General features: G+C 69.0%; 18 protein-coding genes. 3 read left to right on the top strand and 15 right to left on the bottom strand.

All coding sequences use genetic code 11. From position 1 onward, the window contains the following. Positions 1–29: 29 nt before the first annotated feature. The 6 genes from IT882_RS13460 to IT882_RS13485 all read right to left on the bottom strand — a co-directional run bounded on the left by IT882_RS13460 (position 30) and on the right by IT882_RS13485 (position 5,727). Positions 30–611, bottom strand: a complete 582-nt coding sequence (locus IT882_RS13460; RefSeq protein WP_195692265.1) for a hypothetical protein — start codon at positions 609–611, stop codon at positions 30–32. Between the two features lie 95 nt (positions 612–706). After that, positions 707–1,909 carry a multidrug effflux MFS transporter gene (locus IT882_RS13465; protein WP_195692266.1) on the bottom strand — a complete coding sequence of 401 codons (1,203 nt, stop codon included), beginning with the start codon at positions 1,907–1,909 and terminating at the stop codon, positions 707–709. Then, positions 1,906–3,279 (bottom strand): FAD-dependent oxidoreductase, encoded by a 1,374-nt coding sequence (locus IT882_RS13470; RefSeq protein WP_195692267.1) that lies wholly within the window; start codon positions 3,277–3,279, stop codon positions 1,906–1,908. The genes IT882_RS13465 and IT882_RS13470 overlap by 4 nt, the downstream gene beginning before the upstream one ends. A 57-nt stretch (positions 3,280–3,336) precedes the next feature. After that, positions 3,337–4,392 (bottom strand): polyprenyl synthetase family protein, encoded by a 1,056-nt coding sequence (locus tag IT882_RS13475; protein WP_195692268.1) that lies wholly within the window; start codon positions 4,390–4,392, stop codon positions 3,337–3,339. Positions 4,393–4,410: 18 nt separating this feature from the next. Further along, complete coding sequence (locus IT882_RS13480; RefSeq protein ID WP_195692269.1) at positions 4,411–5,145, bottom strand: demethylmenaquinone methyltransferase; 735 nt, start codon at positions 5,143–5,145, stop codon at positions 4,411–4,413. Between the two features lie 9 nt (positions 5,146–5,154). Then, entirely contained in the window at positions 5,155–5,727 is a 573-nt protein-coding gene (locus IT882_RS13485; RefSeq protein WP_195692270.1) for a hypothetical protein, read from the bottom strand. A 22-nt stretch (positions 5,728–5,749) separates the two neighbouring features. Between IT882_RS13485 and IT882_RS13490 the strand changes: the two genes are divergently transcribed. Then, positions 5,750–7,036: an isochorismate synthase gene (locus IT882_RS13490; protein ID WP_195692271.1), complete on the top strand. Its 1,287-nt coding sequence runs from the start codon at positions 5,750–5,752 to the stop codon at positions 7,034–7,036. A gap of 15 nt (positions 7,037–7,051) precedes the next feature. Here IT882_RS13490 and mgtE read toward each other — a convergent pair whose 3' ends face one another. Genes mgtE through IT882_RS13510 form a run of 4 tightly spaced genes read right to left on the bottom strand, consistent with a single transcriptional unit; the run spans position 7,052 to position 11,585 of the window. After that, positions 7,052–8,401, bottom strand: coding sequence for a magnesium transporter (mgtE, locus tag IT882_RS13495; protein WP_195692272.1), 1,350 nt, complete (start codon positions 8,399–8,401; stop codon positions 7,052–7,054). A 42-nt stretch (positions 8,402–8,443) separates the two neighbouring features. After that, positions 8,444–9,307, bottom strand: a complete 864-nt coding sequence (locus IT882_RS13500) for a PPK2 family polyphosphate kinase (RefSeq protein WP_195692273.1) — start codon at positions 9,305–9,307, stop codon at positions 8,444–8,446. 27 nt (positions 9,308–9,334) lie between these two features. Continuing rightward, the gene (gene menD, locus IT882_RS13505) at positions 9,335–11,188 is read right to left on the bottom strand and encodes a 2-succinyl-5-enolpyruvyl-6-hydroxy-3-cyclohexene-1-carboxylic-acid synthase (protein WP_195694394.1); all 1,854 of its coding nucleotides are present in this window, start codon (positions 11,186–11,188) and stop codon (positions 9,335–9,337) included. Beyond that, a complete protein-coding gene (locus IT882_RS13510; RefSeq protein WP_229382136.1) occupies positions 11,157–11,585 on the bottom strand; it encodes a PLD nuclease N-terminal domain-containing protein in 429 nt (142 codons plus the stop codon). The genes menD and IT882_RS13510 overlap by 32 nt, the downstream gene beginning before the upstream one ends. A gap of 85 nt (positions 11,586–11,670) precedes the next feature. Between IT882_RS13510 and IT882_RS13515 the strand changes: the two genes are divergently transcribed. Further along, positions 11,671–12,018, top strand: coding sequence for a DUF4229 domain-containing protein (locus IT882_RS13515; protein ID WP_195692274.1), 348 nt, complete (start codon positions 11,671–11,673; stop codon positions 12,016–12,018). On the opposite strand, the gene IT882_RS13520 is transcribed toward IT882_RS13515, so the two are convergent. The 4 genes from IT882_RS13520 to IT882_RS13530 are packed head-to-tail and all read right to left on the bottom strand — an operon-like array spanning position 11,965 to position 15,020. After that, a complete protein-coding gene (locus IT882_RS13520) occupies positions 11,965–12,945 on the bottom strand; it encodes a 1,4-dihydroxy-2-naphthoate polyprenyltransferase (protein WP_195692275.1) in 981 nt (326 codons plus the stop codon). The two genes, IT882_RS13515 and IT882_RS13520, sit on opposite strands and share 54 nt — an antisense overlap. An 11-nt stretch (positions 12,946–12,956) precedes the next feature. Continuing rightward, on the bottom strand, positions 12,957–13,298 hold the full coding sequence (locus IT882_RS17170) for a class I adenylate-forming enzyme family protein (protein WP_324253889.1): 342 nt from the start codon (positions 13,296–13,298) through the stop codon (positions 12,957–12,959). Beyond that, positions 13,295–14,095 (bottom strand): AMP-binding protein, encoded by an 801-nt coding sequence (locus tag IT882_RS17175; protein ID WP_324253890.1) that lies wholly within the window; start codon positions 14,093–14,095, stop codon positions 13,295–13,297. The genes IT882_RS17170 and IT882_RS17175 overlap by 4 nt, the downstream gene beginning before the upstream one ends. A 22-nt stretch (positions 14,096–14,117) precedes the next feature. Continuing rightward, positions 14,118–15,020 (bottom strand): 1,4-dihydroxy-2-naphthoyl-CoA synthase, encoded by a 903-nt coding sequence (locus IT882_RS13530; RefSeq protein ID WP_195692276.1) that lies wholly within the window; start codon positions 15,018–15,020, stop codon positions 14,118–14,120. Between the two features lie 125 nt (positions 15,021–15,145). Here IT882_RS13530 and IT882_RS13535 point away from each other — a divergent pair, with 125 nt between their 5' ends. Then, the gene (locus tag IT882_RS13535) at positions 15,146–15,553 is read left to right on the top strand and encodes a glucose-6-phosphate dehydrogenase (RefSeq protein WP_195692277.1); all 408 of its coding nucleotides are present in this window, start codon (positions 15,146–15,148) and stop codon (positions 15,551–15,553) included. 6 nt (positions 15,554–15,559) lie between these two features. Here the strand turns inward: IT882_RS13535 and IT882_RS13540 are convergent, their stop codons facing one another. Next, on the bottom strand, positions 15,560–16,363 hold the full coding sequence (locus tag IT882_RS13540) for an LLM class F420-dependent oxidoreductase (RefSeq protein WP_195692278.1): 804 nt from the start codon (positions 16,361–16,363) through the stop codon (positions 15,560–15,562). Positions 16,364–16,373 lie beyond the last annotated feature (10 nt).

Below are 16,373 nucleotides of genomic sequence, written 5' to 3' on the forward strand. Positions count from 1 at the left end.
CGAGACTATCGCCGCCCGCGATCCCCGCGTCAGTTGCCCCAGATCTGCACGTTCAGATCGCTGAGCAGCATGTCGGCATCGATGTTCGTCGCCGACGAATAGATCCAGATGTCCTCGCGGCTCGTGATCGTCTCAACGGTGTCGACGGGGTACTGGGAATCGGGGGTGACCATCTGGCACACGGGGTTGCCGGCATCCCCCGTGACGCAGGTGTAGCCCTGGTCGGGAAGAGTCGCGACGTACGCCTCAGCGGCCGCAGGGTCCACTTCGCTGATCAGCAAGAGCACGCCTGTCGCGTCGCCCGCGAACCAGTCGCAGCCGAGCAGGAGCGTGGAACCCTCGGGAACCGGGCGGACGAAATCGACGCCGTCCCCCTGGAGGTTGAGCTGGTCGACGGTGTCGGCCCGACTCGCTGCCGTGCCGACAGCTGCGCAGTCCGTGGGAACATTCGCGACGAACGACTGCGGTTCTTGCGTCGGCTCGGCGCTGGGAGTTTCACTCTCACTGGCTTCAGAGCTCGGCGTGGACGACGGCGCGGGCGTCGGCGCGCAGCCGGCGAGCAGCAGGATGCCGACAGCAGCGACGGCGGGGACAAGACGGGACCGGAACATGGCGACTCCCTCATATGTTGCGGGGCGACCACCTCGCCCGTGCACTCTGGATCACATCAATGTAGAGCACGACAGGCTTTCGTACACCGGACCGCTCAGCGGCGGCCGCGCCGGGTCAGCCGCAGCGCAAGGACGCCGAACACCAGCGACAGCGCCATCGTCGTCGCGATGACCACCGCCATCGGCACCGCGGTATCCTCACCCGCGAGTCCCACGAGGGGTGAGGCGATGGCGCCCACGAGGAACTGCGTGGTGCCCATGATCGCGGACCCCGACCCCCGAGCGCGATCGGCCCGAGCAAGCCCGAGAGCGCTCGCATTGGACATGGTGAACCCGAGGCCGAGGGTCAGGAAGAATGCGCACGTCACAAACCCAGCCACCGAGAGCGCTGCGCTGAGAGTGAGCACCAGCAACAACGCGGCAGCGCCGGTGGTCAGGCCCAGTCCCACGGCGAGCATCCGTCTGGGGCCGAACCGCACGGCAACGCGCGCATTCACCACGTTCGACACGATGACACCACCCGCTGACACTGCGAAGGAGAACGAGTACATCGCCGGAGTCATGCCGAGGACGACCTGACCGACGAACGGCGACGCCGACACGTACGCCATGATCGCACCGAAGGTCAGGGCGAACGACGCCGTGTACAGCGGGAAGCCTCGATCCGTGAGAAGGCTGCCGAAGGACCGGAAGGTCTCGGACAGCCCGGCAGTGTGACGATGCTCGGGCGGGAGAGACTCGGGAACGACCCAGAACGATACGGCGAGCATCGCCACCGCGACGGCGGCAAGAGCCGCCATCACTCCACGCCAACCGATCGCCTCGCTCAGGAGCCCACCGATCGGCGGCGCGATCAGCGGAGCCACCCCGACGACGACCACGATCAAACTGAGCGCGCGCACCGCAGTTTCTTTGGGGCTCAGATCCACGGCGACCGTGCGGGCCAGCACCATGCCCGCGGAGCCGGAGAAACCCTGGACGAAACGCAGGATGACGAAGATCGCGATCGTGGGCGCGAAGACGATCGCGATGCTCGAGATCGCGAAGACAACGCCCCCGGCAAGCAGGATCGGTCGCCGCCCGACACGGTCGGACCAGGGGCCCAGCACCAGCTGGCCGGATGCGATGCCCACGAGAAACGACGTCAGCGTGAGCTGGACGGCGGCGGCGTCGACCCCGAGGTCGCTGGCGATGTCTGTGAACGAAGCCAGGTACATGTCGGTCGCGAACGGACCGACCGCGGCGACGAAGCCGAGGGCAGCAATGAGCCCCGGCGACAGCCGCCGCGCGGAACTCACTCGCCCCGAGAGATGGAGACCATCTCGTCGCGCGGCACGACCTTGATGCGTGCGCGCCCCTCAGGCTCACCGAGTCCGATCTCGTGCTGATCGAGACGGTGCCACCCGTCGAGGTCAGTCCACTGCACCCCGCGCTCGGCCAGGAGTGCGGGGATGGCGTCCTCGGACGGATCCTCCGGCTGCCACCAGGAGCCCTGGCCGTTGATCAGGTGGCGAACGGTCTCCATCGCGTCGGACTTGGTGTGGCCGATGAGGCCGACGGGGCCGCGCTTGATCCATCCGGTCGCGTACATTCCCGGCACGAGTTCGTTCGAGTCGGCGTGCAGAACTTGACCCTCGTGGTTGGGGATCACGCCGTGACGCTCGTCGAAGGGCACCTCGGGAAGCGGGGAACCGAAGTACCCGACGGCGCGGTAGACGGCCTGCACGGGGACCTCGCGGAGTTCGCCGGTTCCGGTGACTCCACCCACCCCATCGGGGCGCGTGCGCTCGTACACGAACCCGGACACGTGACCCTCGTCATCCACCTTCACCTCGACGGGCCGCGCCCAGAAGTGCAGATGCAGGCGCCGGGATGCCGTGCCGCCCGCGTTGTTCACGCCCGGCCGGGTGCGCCATTCCTGCAGCACACGGTCGATCACCTTGACCTGCTTGTTGCTCTCGATCGCCGTCCGGGATGCCTCGTCGTAGTCGAAGTCCTCGTCATAGACGACCATGTCGACATCCCGCAGCTCCCCCAACTCACGAAGCTCGAGGGGCGTGAACTTGACCTGTGCGGGTCCGCGGCGCCCGAAGACGTGGACGTCGGTCACGGGCGAGGCCTTGAGCCCCTCGTAGACGTTCGCCGGGATCTCGGTCGGCAGCAGATCATCGGCGTGCTTCGCGAGGATACGCGTGACGTCGAGAGCGACGTTTCCGTTGCCGACGACCGCGACCGACTGCGCGGTCAGCGGCCACGTGCGGGGCACGTCGGGGTGGCCATCGAACCAGCTGACGAAGTCGGCAGCTCCGTAGGAGCCCTCCGCATCGATCCCCGGGATGTCGAGGGTCGCGTCGCGGACGGCGCCGGTAGCGAAGATGACGGCGTTGTAGTGGCGTTTGAGGTCATCGAGCGTGATGTCGCGGCCGAACTCGACGTTGCCGAAGATCCGGATGTCGCCGCGGTCGAGCACCTCGCGAAGAGCCGTGATGACGCCCTTGATGCGCGGGTGGTCGGGCGCGACGCCGTACCGAACGAGACCGTACGGGGCGGGAAGGTGCTCGAACAGGTCGATCGACACGTCGAACGAGCGCTCCGCCTTCAGCAGGATATCGGCGGCGTAGATACCCGCCGGGCCTGCACCGACGATGGCCAACCTCAGAGTGGTCATGAGTTCCTTTCGGGACGCGAGAGCACGATGATTCGGCGCGACCGCGCCGGAACCGCCTCAGCTCGAGCGGTCGGCGACGGCTTGGGCGAACCTCGTAAGTGCCTCGCGCACCGGGCCGTCGGGGATGGGGTCGAGAGCAGCAATGGCATCGCGCGACCACGCGTTGGCGAGGTCGACGGTCTCACCCGTGGACCTGTCAGCACGCAACATCGCCAGCGGCTCATCGAGGAGCGCCGAGTCCTCACCCTCGGCGATCCGGGCCACGCCGTCGTCGATACGCTCGCGAAGGGCTCGCGCATCGGGTTCGTCACGGCGCGCAAGAAGAAGGTAGGGCATTGTCGGAACACCGGCCCGCAGGTCGGTTCCCGGCACCTTGCCGGTCTCGTCAGGGTCGGCTGACAGGTCGATGACGTCATCGAGCAGCTGGAAGGCGACACCGGCGGCCTCGCCGAAGACACGCACCGGCTCCTCGTACTCGCGGGGAGCGTTGCTGAAGATGACGCCGGACTTGGCGGCTGCAGCGATCAGCGAGCCGGTCTTGTCAGCAAGGACCTGCAGGTAGAAATTCACACGGTCATCGGCATCGGTCGGCCCGACAGTCTCGTGCATCTGCCCCAGGACGAGCCGCTCGAACGTGTTGGCCTGCAACCGGATGGCCCCCTCCCCCAAGCGCGCCATGATCTGACTCGCGCGAGCGAAGAGAAGATCGCCGGTGAGGATGGCGACGTTGTTCCCCCAGACCGAATGAGCACTCGGAACGCCGCGACGCTTGTCAGCGTCATCCATGACGTCATCGTGGTAGAGCGAACCGAGGTGGGTCAGCTCGAGGGCTGTGGCGGCTTCAACGACGTCGTCTGTGACGCCGCTGCCGAGGTGTGCGGTCAGCAAGGCGAGCATGGGGCGCACCCGCTTGCCCCCGGCGTCGAACAGGTAGCGGCTCGTTGCGTCGGCCAGCGCGTCGGAGACGTGCAGCTCTCGCTCCAGATTCGCATCGACCCGGTCCAGCCCGGCTTCAACGCCGTCGATGAGACGGCGCGCACGGGGGCCCGCGAAGATCCGTTCCGCGAGACCCAGCTGGCTCGCGATTCGGGAGCTCGACGCGGAAGGGGTCACGGGACAAGCCTACCGGGGCTACGCGCCACCATCCCCGACGGGCTTACGGGCCCGGTGCAGGGCGACGACTCCGAGCGTGAGGTTGCGCCACGCCACGTCGGTCCACCCGGCGGCCCGGATGCGTCCGGCCAGGGTCGGCTGGTCGGGCCACGCCCGGATCGACTCGTTCAGGTAGTCATAGGCGTCGCCGTTGGAGCTCACGAGCCGCGCGATCGGCGGAAGGATGTGGTCGTTGTAGAACCGATAGAGGGAGGCGACGGCAGGGGATGTCGGGTGGGAGAACTCGCAGATCACGAGGCGCCCACCGGGCTTGGTCACCCGCAGCATCTCGCGGAGGCCGGCGTCGGCATCCTGGACGTTTCTCAGCCCGAAGGAGATCGTGACAGCGTCGAACTCCTCGTCCTCGAACGGAAGGTCTGTCGCGTCGGCTTCGACGAAGCTCACGCCGGGGACCTCGGCGTGGCGACGCTGCCCCTCGGCGATCATCCCGGGCGAGAAGTCCGCCGCGACGACCTCCGCGCCGGTCCGCGCGATCGCGACGCTGGAGGTGCCGGTTCCGGCCGCGAGGTCGAGGATCCGCTGACCCGGGCGCGGCGACAGGGCGCGAGTGGTCGCAACGCGCCACAGGCGGTCGTTGCCGACGCTCAGGATCGTGTTCGTCCGGTCGTAGCCCGCCGCGACCTCGTCGAACATCCCGCTGACGCGGGCCGGGTCCTTCTGGAGATCTGCACGATGCGACTGGTCGGAACTCACCCGTCGAGTCTAGGACGCCGCTCGCGGAGCGAGCCCGAGCGCGGCGAGGCGGCCGAGCCAGCCATCCGCCGTCGCGTCGTCGAAGGGCGCCTCCGCTGCGCGCACCCGCCGCTCGAGATCGACCGCGAGCGCCTCGAGTCGTTCCACGACATCGCTCGGATAGCCGTAGTGGACGCGGTGTTCGTCCCATTCGTCGCGATCATCGATCCAGATCCCGCGCTCATCGAGCGCCCGCACGACATCCAGGTCCATGTCGATGCCTTCGGCCACACCACGCGCTGTCTGGGACCACCCGATGTCCCACCCCAGGTCGATGTAGATGCGCGTGCGCGACGGTGCGTCGTTGACCGTCAGCGCGTACTCGCCGCTGGGAGGCATGAGGGTGACGTTCGGGCCCGCGGTCACGACGTTTCGGCCGGGACGGATGCTGCGCCATCCCGCCGGCTGCCCGAACCACTCACCCCACTGGTCGTGACCGAGGTAGACGCAGTCGTGGACCCAGTGAACGCCGCCGTCCCATTTGCGCCACCGGAACTGAGTCACCGTGCCGGGCGCCGGGCGCCCGCGTCGATCCGCATCCACGCCGGAAGTCTAGGCTGGTGAGGTGACCCGCTCGCTTCGTCTCCCACCGTTGGTGGTCGAGACCAAGGAGATCGAGCCGGTCGACGACCTGCTCGTGCTGACCGACCCGCGGAACCCGCTCGCGTGGTTGCGTCGCGGCGAAGGCATCGTCGGCAGCGGGCGGCCGGTCATCCAGATGGGCGGACGGGGTGCGCCCCCGATGTCGACCCCGCTCGCCGAGGTCTGGCGCGAGATCGCCGCGGATGCTCGCGTGTCCGATCCCCTGGAACTGCCCGGCACCGGCCTCGTCGGATTCGGAGCGCTCGGGTTCGACCCTGAATCCACCACCCGCCCGTACCTGGTCGTGCCGAGCACGATCACCGGGGTCCACGCGGGCCGCGCCTGGACCACCACGATCCGCCGCGAGGGCGAGGCGGATGCCGAGAGTGCCGCCCCGTCACCGGAACCGTACGGCCCTCACTGGTCGGCGACCCTCGGACCGGGTCTGCTGCTGCCGGATGCGTACCAGCAGGCCGTGCGCGCCGGCGTCGAGGCGATCGCCGCGGGCGAGGTCGAGAAGGTCGTGCTCGCCCGGGACCTCGTCGGCACGATCCCGGCCGGTGCGGATCTGCGGCGCCTCGTGCGCGCCCTCGCTACCAGCTACCCCGACACCTGGACCTTCGCCGTCGACGGCCTGATCGGCGCGAGCCCGGAAACCCTCATCACCGTCGACCACGGCACGGTGACAGCGCGCGTGCTCGCCGGGACGACCCCGCGCGGCGCGGATGCCGGCGAGGATGCCGCGGCCGCGCACGCGCTCGAGGCCAGCCGCAAAGACCTCGACGAGCACCGGTTCGCGGTCACGAGCGTCGTGGAGGCGCTGGCCCCCCTCACCCGCGACCTGGTCGCGCCCGGCGAACCGCACCTGCTCGAGCTCCCGAATCTCTGGCACCTCGCCACCGACGTCTCGGGACGGCTGTCGAACGGCGCCTCCGCGCTCGACCTCGTCCGCGTGCTGCACCCGACCGCTGCCGTCGCGGGTACCCCGACGGATGCAGCCCTCGAGGTGATCCGCCGCCTCGAGCCGTTCGACCGCGGACGCTACGCCGGCCCCGTGGGGTGGATCGATGCCCGCGGCGACGGCGAGTGGGCGATCGCCCTGCGATGCGCACAGGTCGGCGCCGAGCCGCAACGCTACGCCGCGGCATACAGCGACACGATCCCCGTGGTCGCCCACGCGGGAGCAGGCATCGTTGCGGCCAGCGACCCCGAGACCGAACTTCTCGAGACCCGGGTGAAGTTCCGGCCCATCGTCGACGCCCTCGCCTGAGCCGTTCTCGCGGCGTCAGCTCAGCTGCAGAATCCAGGTGGCGACGACGAAGTAGATGATGAGGCTCGTCGCGTCGCAGAAGGTGGAAATGAACGGCGTGCTGAACACCGCCGGGTCGGCACGCACCGCCATCGCGAGGATCGGCATGAGACCCCCCACCGTCGCCGCCAGCGTGCAGATGAACAGCAGCGTGAGGCCGACGATGGCGCCCAGCGCCGGATCGAAGACGATGCTCGCCAAGGCGAAGCCGAGGACGCCGAGAAGGCCGCCGAGGATCGCGCCGACGCGCACCTCCCGCCACATCACCGTGAGGGCATCCCGTTTTCGCACCTCCCCCATGGCCAGCGCACGGGTGACGGTCGTCGCCGCCTGCGATCCGGTGTTCCCGGCCGTGCCGGTCAGCAAGGGGATGAACAGGGCGAGAGTGACCACCTGTTCGAGCGTTGCCTCGAAGATCCCCAGCACCTGCACCGTCAGCAGTGCCGAGACGGCGAGGACCAGCAGCCACACCACGCGCGCACGCACGATGCGCAGCACCGGGGTCGTGAGGTAGGGACGCCCGAGTGGCTCGGATGCGCCCTGGCGCGCGGCATCCTCGTCTTCGGCTTCCTCCAGAATGCGGGCAGCATCATCGACGGTCAGGATGCCGAGGAGCCGATCCTGGCTGTCGACGATCGGCATCGCGAGTAGACCCGAGTCGACGAGCGACCGAGCGGCGGCTTCCGCGGCATCCGTCGCCCGGGCAATCCGCGCCTCGCCCATGAGCTCTGCCACGCTCACGTCGGGCCGGCCCATGACGAGGTCGCGCAACCCCACGACCCCGAGAACGCGGCGGTGAGGCGAGGTGACCGGGAGCATGTAGACGGTCTCGGCATCCATCCCGCGGTGACGCACGTGGCTCAGCGCATCACCGACCGTCAGCTGCGGGGAGAGCCGAACGTACTCGGTGCTCATGAAACGCCCGACGCTGTTCTTCGGGTAGCCGAGCATGGGCGCGGTCAACTCGCGTTCGGCGGGCGAGAGGCCGCGCATAAGCTGGCGCGCGACACCGGCGGGCAGTTCGTCGATCAGCTGCGCACGATCGTCGGGGTCGAGCTCCTCGAAGACCTTCGAGACGTCCTCCTCCCGAAGACCGCCGATGAGCTCTGCGCGCATGCCCGGATCGAGCAGTTCGAACGCCTCCAGCGCCTGATCGCGGCGCAGCAGCCGGTACAGCACCGCACGATCGCGGGCATCCTCGCGCTCCAGAAGCTGCGCGATCTCGGCGGCATCTTGCTCGGCCAGCAGCGAGCGCAGCTCGTCGAGTTTGCGATCGCGCAAGAGAGGTGTCACCGTCTGCAGGAATCCCTCGAACTCGTCATCCATGTGCCGCATCCTTGCAGACGGGTGCAGCGTGAGGGTTAACCGTCAGGTCGCGGCGAGGCGCTCGCGCTCGAGCGCGACGTCGTAGCCGGCGCTCGGCCACCGCGGATCGATGTCCTCCAGCGCCTCGAGCAGCAGGTGCTGAACCGCCAGCCGGGCGTACCACTTGCGGTCAGCGGGCACGACGTACCACGGCGCGTGTTCGGTCGAGGTTCGTTCGAAGACCGTCTGGTAGGCGGCCATGTAGTACGGCCAACGCGTGCGTTCCTCGACGTCACTCGGCGTGAACTTCCAGTGCTTCTCGGGCCGGTCCAGCCGCTCCATGAGCCGCGCTTTCTGCTCGGCATACGAGATGTGCAGCATGACCTTCACGATGCGGGTGCCGGATGCCGCGACCTCCCGCTCGAACTCATTGATCGCCCCGTACCGGCGTTCGATCTCGTCGGAATCCGCGAGATCCCGGACGCGCCCGATGAGCACGTCCTCGTAGTGCGAACGATCGAACACCCCGATCCGGCCCGGGCGCGGGAGCTTGCGTTGGATGCGCCAGAGGAAGTCCTGGGCGCGTTCCTCGTCGGTCGGCGCACCGAAGGATGCGAGCGACACGCCCTGCGGATCGACCGACCCGACGACGTGGCGGACGATGCCGCCCTTGCCCGAGGAGTCCATCCCTTGCAGCACGAGCAGGACAGCCGCGTTCGTCGCGCCCACCCTGCTCTGCGCGAAGAGCTTCTCTTGCAGCAGGTCGAGCTCGGCAATGCCGGATGCGAGGTCCTGGGCTGCCTGCTTCTTGTCACTGCCGTAGCCGGGAGTCGCGCTCGGGTCCACACCCGACAGCACGAAATCTTCCCCGACTCGCAGGAGTCCGGCAACGTCGCCGGTCCAGGAGGTCTGACTTTTCGCGGTCACCCGTCCATCATGGACCCGGCACAGGCCTCAGCGCGGGAGCGGCACTTCGATCAGGTGCGGACCGGCAATTGGTGCCGTCAACGCCTGATCCAGTCCGATCCTGGTGTCGACTCGCGCGTAGGTCCATCCGTAGGCCGCTGCCAGCGCTGCGATGTCGACGTTCTGGGGCGTGTAGAGCACGCGGTCACGCTGCGCCGGAGATCCGAGCGCCGCCACTTCGAGGCCATCGAAGATCGTGCCGCCGGAGTCGTTACCGACGATCACCTGAATGCGCGGCGCCGTCTCCCCCGGTGCCAGCAGCAGCGAACCCACGTCGTGGAGCAGCGCGAGATCGCCCAGCAGCACCCGAGTGACGCCCGGGGCACCTTCGGCCTGGCTGGCGATGGCGACACCGAGCGCCGTCGCCACCGTCCCGTCGATCCCGGCCAGTCCCCGGTTGGCGTGCACGGCGACTTTCTTGCCCGGGAGCACCGCATCGGCGACCCGCACGAGACGGGAGGAGCCGAACACGAGGCGATCGTGGGGCCACGTCGCCCGCCACACCGCATCGACGAGGGATGCCCGGTCGAGTTTGTGTCGCACGACCGCGAGCTCTGCCGAGATCGCCCCCAACCGCACCTGCGGGTCGACCGAAGCGAGAGCCGCCGCATCGGGGGCGGGCGCCGACAGATCCACGGATGCCTCGCGCGATGCGCGCATCCACGCTCCCAGCCACGCACGGTCGGCCGCGATCGCCTCCGCCGTCGCCTCTGCCACGGGGGCCGCGGCAAGGGCCGACACCGCCGCTGTCGCGCCATTGAGGTTCACGGTCTCTCCCGGTCCCCGCAGCGCGATCACCTCGACGTCGTCGCGAGACAGCAGCGCGATGGTCTCCCGCGCGAGGGTGGGATGCCCGAGCACGATGACGCGCTCGATCGGCTCGCTCAGTTCCGGCACACGGAGGAGTTCGCGGTAGGAGGACACGAGATGCCGCCCGAACCGCGCCCCGCTGACGATCTCCGCGATCAGAGGCCATCCGCCGTCCCATGCGAGGGCCTCGGCACGGGCGCCAGCCCCCTCGCCGGCGACCACGATCGTGCGGATGCCGCGCGCGAGGACGTGCGTCGCCTCGTCGGTCACAACCACGTCGTCGGCATCCCCGATGCCCCCACCGCCCTGGTAGAGCGCGCCCGACTGCTCGTCGTTGGCTGTCGCATCCGCCCGGTCACCGTCGTCGCCGGCATCCGCTGACCACCAGGGCGGCAGGGTCCCGGCCAGCGGCTCACGGAACGGAAGATTGAGGTGGACGGGGCCGGCGGGACGAACCTCGTCGCCGAGCGCCGCACTCACGGCTCGGTCGGCGATCTCCCGCAGCGTCACCGACTGGTCGCTGTCTCCGGTGTCATCGATCTCGGTCGGGGTCGGCACATCGAGATCGAACCGCGTGTTCGGGGCGAAAATCCCTGCCTGGCGGGTCGTCTGGTTGGCACCGACGCCCCGCAGCTCCGGCGGCCGGTCAGCAGTCAGCAGCAGCAGCGGCACGCCGGAATGGTGAGCCTCGAGGACGGCGGGCGCGAGGTTTGCGACCGCCGTGCCGGAGGTGCAGACCACCGCGGCGGGCATCCGCGTCTCTCGGCCGATACCGAGGGCGGTGAAGCCGGCGACCCGCTCATCGATGCGAACGTGCAGTCGCAGAAGCCCTCGCTCCTCGGCGTCGGCAGCCGCGAGCGCGAGAGCCTGAGAGCGCGAGCCGGGGCTGAGCACGATGTCGCGGACGCCCCGCGCGATCAGCTGGTCAAGCAGGGCTGCGGCAGCATCGGTCGCGGGCGAACGGGTGCCCCCGCCGTTCGGGTCGTTCACCGGATGTCCGTCACGCGGCGCCGCGGGTCCCGCGGGGCTCATCGTCGTCATCACGGGGGGTGGATGCCGCTTCGTGATCGGCCGCGTCGTCATCATCCGTCGGGGCGCTCAGCGCCTCTTCGGCATCCAGCAGCGCAAGCTCTTCTTCGAGCCGACGAATGCGCTCGTCCTGGTCGGAGATGGAGCCGATGCGCCCCAGGAACTCCGGGTCGTCATCCGGTGCGCGGGTGGCCTGCACCCGCGCCCGTCGCGCCCGGCCGACAAGCAGCCAGAGCACTCCACCGATCACGGGGAGCAGCAACACGATGACGATCCACAGCGGCTTGCTCACTCCGCGGTGCCGGGTCGGCGGCTGCACAGCACAATCGACGATGGTGTAGACCCAGAACGCGGTCGCCACCAACGCCAGAATCAACAGCACGCGGGGCACATCCCCCATCCTAGGTCGGTTCCGCGGCCCAGGGCTGGGCAGCCCCTGACCGTGCCCGGACGGCGGCACAGGTCCCGACGCCTACGATGGAGGGGTGAACGCGCGTTCCTTCTGGCTGTACACGGTGCTGCGCATCCTGTTCTTCCTTGTTCCCTTCGGCATCCTGATGCTGCTTCCCATCGGCCGGGAGTTCTACTGGCTGTCGGCGATCTTCGCGGCACTGATCGGCCTGAGCCTGTCGGTGCTGTTCCTGCGTCGACCGCTCGACGAGGTGTCAGCGTCGCTCGCCGAACGCCGGGCACGCCGCGCGGACCCGACCGACGAGCAGGTCGAGGATTCTGCGTTCGGAGGTTCCCCCGCGGAGGGCCCGGAGCAGGACGCTGCTGTGTCAGCCGGCGAAGGCCCAGAAGAGGAAAGCTCCGAAGGCGAGCGACGTTCCTGACGTCAGCGCGAGCGCGATCACGAGCTCGCGCGGCTGGCGGTAGGTCCACACGATGAGAATCGCCGGCAGCGCCAGCAGCAACGCCATCGCTGTCAACCACGCGATCGGGTAGAAGAACGCGAGATAGCCCGCGATCCCGAATGGGACGAGCACGAACACCGTGAAAAGGACCTGTGTCGCGCGACGGCCGATCACGACCGTGAGCGTGCGCTTGCCTGCGACGCGGTCCTGGTCGATGTCACGCAGGTTGTTCGCCAGGAGCACGGCGCACGCGAGCAGGCCCGCACCGACGGCCCCGAACCAGGCCTCCTGCGGCAGCGCGAGAACCTGCACCCAGGTTGTGCCGAGGGTGGCGACAAGGCCGAAGAAGATGAAGACGAAGAGCTCCCCCAGTCCGGCATAGCCGTAGGGGCGCTTGCCGCCGGTGTAGAACCAGGCGGCGAGGATACAGGCGGCCCCGACCGCGATGAGCCACCACTGCTCGGTCCGGATCGTGATGGCCAGGCCCGCCGCTCCCGCGATCGCGAAGAAGACGAGCGCGACGATCAGAACCGTGCGCGGCTTCGCTTTCCCGGCGCCGGTCAACCGGGCAGGCCCCACACGGTAGGCGTCGGTGCCGCGGATGCCGTCGCTGTAGTCGTTCGCGTAGTTCACGCCGATCTGGAGCCCGACGGCGACGACCAGGCACGCGAGCGCGATGACCCAGTGCAGCGGGCGCTCGATCAGGAGCGCGGCGCCCGAACCGATGAGGATCGGCGTGACAGCCAGCGGAAGAGTCCGCAGACGGGCCGCGCCGATCCAGTCGCGGAGGGTCGCGGGCTTGGTCTGGGCAACCGGCGAGCGGTGGTCCCGGCGCGGGTGGTTTGTCGACCCCGGGTGCGGCTTCGTGCGAGACCGCGAGCGTTTCTTCTTGGATGGTGCTGCCACGGGGAGCAATCCTAGGGCGTCGTGATCTGCTCGCGGAGCAGCATCCGGTCAGGCTTGCCCGAGGCCAGGAGCGGCATCCGGGTGAGCGTGACGAGCTCCCGGGGTCGCGCCGCCACTCCGATCTCCCGTTCGACACGGCGACGCGCCTCGGCGAACGCGTCATTCACCGGCGCGGCGGCCGAGCCCGCATCCCGTTCGATCACGACGACGGATGCCTCTCCCCAGCGGGCATCCTCGACCGGAATCACGACAGCGGCCTCAAGCCCGGGCACGGTTCGTATGACGCGTTCGACCCGGTCAAGAGACACATTGATGCCGCCGCTGACGATCACGTTGTCGCGACGCCCGGTCACCCGGAGGACACCGTCGAACGTGCCGACGTCGCCGGTCCGGTACCAGCGGGAGCCGGCGGCATCCGTGACGAAAGCCTGCGCGGTTCGCGCGTCGTCGTCGAGGTATCCGCTCGCGAGGACCGGGCCCGAGATCTGCACCTCCCCGTCCACGATCCGCACCGCCACCCGGGGAGCGGAACGCCGTCGTACACGCACCCGCCGCTGGTCTCGCTCGACCCGTACGTCCGCACGATCCGGATGCCGAGAGCGGCGGCACGGTCTGCCTCGGTGGCCGGCAACGCCTGCCCACCGACGAGGATCGCGGCAAACCCCCGCAGGCACTCGGCGACCGCGGTGTCATCAGCGGCATCCAGCAGCCGGGCAAGCTGAGCCGGCACGAGCGAGGTGTAGCGCGGTTCGTCGATTCTCGCCGCCGCCACGACAAACTCGGCGGCCGTGAACGAGGCGGGGATGACGACCGGGTCCGTTCCCGCGAGGATGCTGCGCACGAGCACCTGGAGCCCGGCGACGTAGGCCTGTTCGAGCGCGAGCACCCAGCTTCCGGCGCCGATGCGGGCCGCCGTTGCCTCGGCGCTCGCGCGCAGGGACGAGATCGGGAGGACGACGGCTTTCGGGTAGCCGGAGGATCCCGAAGTCTCGACGATCACCGCCGGCTCTTGGTCTCCTCCTGGGGGCTCGGCGAGCGCCTCGCGCAACGCGGTCATGAGCGCATCCGTGTCCCGTTTGCAGGCTGAACTCAGCCGGATCAGCCGCCGGGTCGCCTCCGCCGGCGTGTCATCCTGCGATCGGTTCGTCACGACCGGGTGTCCGACGGGCCGATCAGTAGTGCCACGGGTAGGGCGACCAGTCGGGATCGCGCTTCTGCAGGAAGGAATCACGCCCCTCAACGGCCTCGTCGGTGCCGTACGCGAGTCGGGTCGCCTCCCCCGCGAACACCTGCTGCCCGACCATGCCGTCATCGACCGCGTTGAACGCGAACTTCAGCATCCGGATTGCGGTCGGCGACTTCGTGAGGATCGTGCGCGCCATCGCGATCGCCTCCCGCTCGAGGTCGGCGTGGTCGACGACGCGGTTGACCGCACCCATCTCATACGCGCGCTGAGCCGAATACTCCTCAGCGAGGAAGAACACCTCGCGCGCGAACTTCTGGCCGATCTGCCGCGCGAAATACGCGGACCCGTAGCCCGCATCGAACGAGCCAACATCGGCATCCGTCTGCTTGAAACGCCCGTGCTCGCGGCTCGCGATAGACAGGTCGCACACGACGTGCAGCGAATGGCCGCCGCCAGCCGCCCACCCCGGGATCACCGCGATGACGACCTTCGGCATGAACCGGATGAGGCGCTGCACCTCGAGGATGTGGAGGCGTCCCGAGCGGGCCGGGTCGGGTACTGTCGCGTCATCGGCGGCGTAGGTGTAGCCATCGCGACCCCGGATGCGTTGGTCACCACCCGAGCAGAACGCCCAGCCGCCGTCCTTCGGGCTCGGACCGTTGCCCGTCAGCAGCACGACGCCGATCTTCGCGTCCTGCCGGGCGATGTCGAGCGCGCGGTAGAGCTCGTCGACGGTGTGGGGACGAAAGGCGTTGCGCACCTTGGGCCGGTCGAACGCGATGCGCGCGATCCGCCCGTCGGGCGAGACATGCGAGGTGATGTCGGTATACCCCTCGGAACCGGGTGCGGGGACCCAGGCATCCGTGTCGAACAGCTCGGAGACGCTCACGGCACCAGCCTACGCGGGCGGTCGAGGATGCCGTCAGCAGCCGTTCGCCGGGCGGTCAGCCCCCGTCCGCTTTCGCCACAGCTTCCGCGGGTAGCCTGGAAGGCCGACCGGTAGGAGAAACACGGATGCAGATCAGGACGTCGTCCGACTGGCGGGATGCTCTCCCGTTTGAGACCCCGGTGCTCGCCTCGGAGGCGATGCCCGGCGACGCGAGTCGATGCGCCCGCTGCCCCGCCGACACTCCCCCTCGTGAGCGCACGGAGCTGTGGGCGGTCAAGCACCGTCATCCGAACAACCACGCGGGTTTCGTCCGGCTGTACTGCCGCGAGCACCGGCCCGCGATCGCACCGCCGCCTCCCGCCGTCTCTTCCACGGGTCCCGCGCGGTCGCGCAAGAGTTCCGCGCCCCGCGCTCCCCGCGCGACACGCGCAACCCCGGCGGTGCCCGAGCGGGTCGCCGCCGTCTGCGGAGACTGCTTCGTCGAAGTTCCCGCGAGCGGAATCTGCGGCGTCTGCGGCGAGCGCGTCAGCTGATCGGGCTCACGCGGCGTTCTTCGCGTCGCGCCACGAGACCCACCGCTTGACGGTGTCGAAGTTCCATTCCGGGCCATCCAAGCCGAGCGTGAACAGCCGCACCCCGGCGTCGTAGAGCGCCTCCACCTCATCGGTCTCCCGCGCACCGATCTCGTTCGAGACCGTCAGGGTCGACAGGTCGCGCTGCTCCTTCTGCGCCCACTCCTCGAGCACACCGAGCTTGTGTGTCACGGCATCCGGCTTCACGAAGCTGTGCCAGATGTCAGCGTGGCGAGCCACGAGACGCAGCGTCTTCTGCTCACCGGCCCCGCCGATCATCACCGGAATCTTGCGGGTCGGTGCGGGATTGAGCACGTCCCACCGCGCTTCGATGCGCCGCATGCTCTCGGCGAGGTCATCGAGTCGTGAGCCGGCGGTGCCGAACTCATAGCCGTACTGCTCGTAGTCCTTCTCGAACCAGCCCGATCCGGTCCCGAAGATGAACCGTCCCGCAGCGCCGCCCTTGGCGCTGATGTGATCCACCGTCCGGGCCATGTCGGCCTGCAGGTCGGCGTTGCGGTAGCTGTTGCAGTTCACCAGCGCCCCGAACTCGATGCGCTCGGTCTGCTCCGCCCAGGCGCCGAGCATCGTCCACGACTCGAAGTGCGCGCCATCCGGGTCACCGGACAGGGGGTAGAAGTGATCCCAGTTGAAGGCGATGTCGACGCCGAAGTCCTCCAACCAGAGAACGGCGTCGCGAATCTGTGCGTAGCTGACGTGTTGCGGACGGACCTGCACGCCGATCCGCACGGGAGTCTCGAGAAGTGGCATGCCGCCAGCC

This window comes from Microbacterium schleiferi (assembly GCF_015565955.1).
GTDB classification, from domain to species: domain Bacteria; phylum Actinomycetota; class Actinomycetes; order Actinomycetales; family Microbacteriaceae; genus Microbacterium; species Microbacterium schleiferi_A.

Coding starts and splice junctions, on each gene's coding strand:
- IT882_RS13540 (WP_195692278.1), bottom strand. CDS start 16,363: ATGCCACTTCTCGAGACTCCCGTGCGGATCGGCGTGCAGGTCCGTCCG.
- menD (WP_195694394.1), bottom strand. CDS start 11,188: ATGAGCCCCGCGGGACCCGCGGCGCCGCGTGACGGACATCCGGTGAAC.
- IT882_RS13470 (WP_195692267.1), bottom strand. CDS start 3,279: ATGACCACTCTGAGGTTGGCCATCGTCGGTGCAGGCCCGGCGGGTATC.
- IT882_RS13535 (WP_195692277.1), top strand. CDS start 15,146: ATGCAGATCAGGACGTCGTCCGACTGGCGGGATGCTCTCCCGTTTGAG.
- IT882_RS13510 (WP_229382136.1), bottom strand. CDS start 11,585: ATGGGGGATGTGCCCCGCGTGCTGTTGATTCTGGCGTTGGTGGCGACC.
- IT882_RS13460 (WP_195692265.1), bottom strand. CDS start 611: ATGTTCCGGTCCCGTCTTGTCCCCGCCGTCGCTGCTGTCGGCATCCTG.
- mgtE (WP_195692272.1), bottom strand. CDS start 8,401: ATGGATGACGAGTTCGAGGGATTCCTGCAGACGGTGACACCTCTCTTG.